The organism is Devosia sp. (assembly GCF_017307565.1).
In the GTDB taxonomy this organism is placed as follows: domain Bacteria; phylum Pseudomonadota; class Alphaproteobacteria; order Rhizobiales; family Devosiaceae; genus Devosia.
This window is the reverse complement of record NZ_JAFKHD010000367.1, coordinates 1-1407: the sequence shown is the minus strand read 5'-3', so window position 1 is coordinate 1407 and position 1407 is coordinate 1. Positions and strand designations below refer to the sequence as shown.

Below are 1407 nucleotides of genomic sequence, written 5' to 3'. Positions count from 1 at the left end.
TATCGAAGCTGCCGGTGGCAAGGTTGACGTGATCCCCGTCAAGGAAACCTGGAAGAAGACTCCGTACGCCGCCAAGTAATTTGGCTTTGCGCACCCGACCTTGCGGTCGGGTGCGTTTTTTTGGTTTGTTGCGCTGGGGGCGCAGTCCTATATGCTCCCTGGGCGCTCCGAGCGCGCCTGGCCTCAAAGCCACGGAGCAGGGGAGGGCGGATCACTCCGCACAAGAACCCTGCGGCAACGAAATTTTAGAGCCGACGATTTGACGCGTTCAGCTCATATCAGGCTCTAGGGAGCGAAGTATGGCGTCCGCAGCCGAGCAGCTAGCTCGCAATCTCTCATTCTCGACCTTCTCCAAGGCGAAAGCCCTGCAGCAGCGCATCTGGTTCACACTGGGCGCGCTGCTTGTTTATCGTTTGGGCACCTTCATTCCGGTTCCGGGCATCGATCCTGACGCGTTCCGCGCCACCTTCGAGCAGAGCCAGCAGGGCATCATCGGGATGTTCAACATGTTCTCCGGCGGCGCCGTGGAACGTATGGCCATCTTTGCGCTGAACCTGATTCCCTACATCACGGCCTCCATCGTCGTGCAGGTGATCGCCACGGCCTCGCCGCGCCTCGAAGCTCTCAAGAAAGAGGGTGAAGCCGGCCGCCGCAAGATGAACCAGTACACCCGCTATCTGGCGGTCGCGTTCTGCGCCGTCCAGGCATATGGCATCGCCGTGGGTCTCGAAGGCAGCCAGGGCGTTGTTCTCAACCCCGGTTGGTTCTTCCGCCTGTCGACCGTGATCACGCTGGTCGGTGGTACCATGTTCCTGATGTGGCTGGGTGAGCAGATCACCTCGCGCGGCGTCGGCAATGGTATTTCGCTGATCATCTTCGCCGGTATCGTCGCCAACCTGCCTCACACGGTCGCCCAGACCCTCGAGCTGAGCCGTACTGGTGCCATCCCGGGCTTTGCTGCCCTCGGCATGATCGTGCTCGCGCTGGTGGTGATTTCCGCCATTGTCTTCTTCGAGCGTGCCCAGCGCCGGCTGCTGATTCAGTATCCGAAGCGCCAGGTCGGCAATAAGATGTTCCAGGGCGAAAGCTCGCACTTGCCGCTCAAGTTGAACACCTCGGGCGTTATCCCCGTGATTTTCGGCTCCTCGCTGCTGCTGTTGCCGGCCACCATTGCCTCGTTTGCGGCCCAGGGTAATGCCCCGAGCTGGCTCACCACGGTGACGGCGCTCCTCGGTCGCGGACAGCCGCTTTACCTGGCCCTGTTTGCGTTCTTCATCATCTTCTTCGCCTTCTTCTACACGGCGATCGTCTTCAACCCGACCGAGACGGCGGACAACCTGAAGCGCTCCGGCGGCTTCATTCCGGGCATCCGTCCGGGTGAACGCACTGCCCAGCACATCGACTATG

1 protein-coding gene is annotated in these 1407 nt (G+C 61.1%); it reads left to right on the top strand.

The window, feature by feature from the left end:
- Nucleotides 1-299: 299 nt before the first annotated feature.
- Nucleotides 300-1407 (top strand): preprotein translocase subunit SecY (gene secY, locus J0I64_RS15340; protein ID WP_291409790.1); only part of this gene is annotated, 1108 nt, incomplete at its 3' end.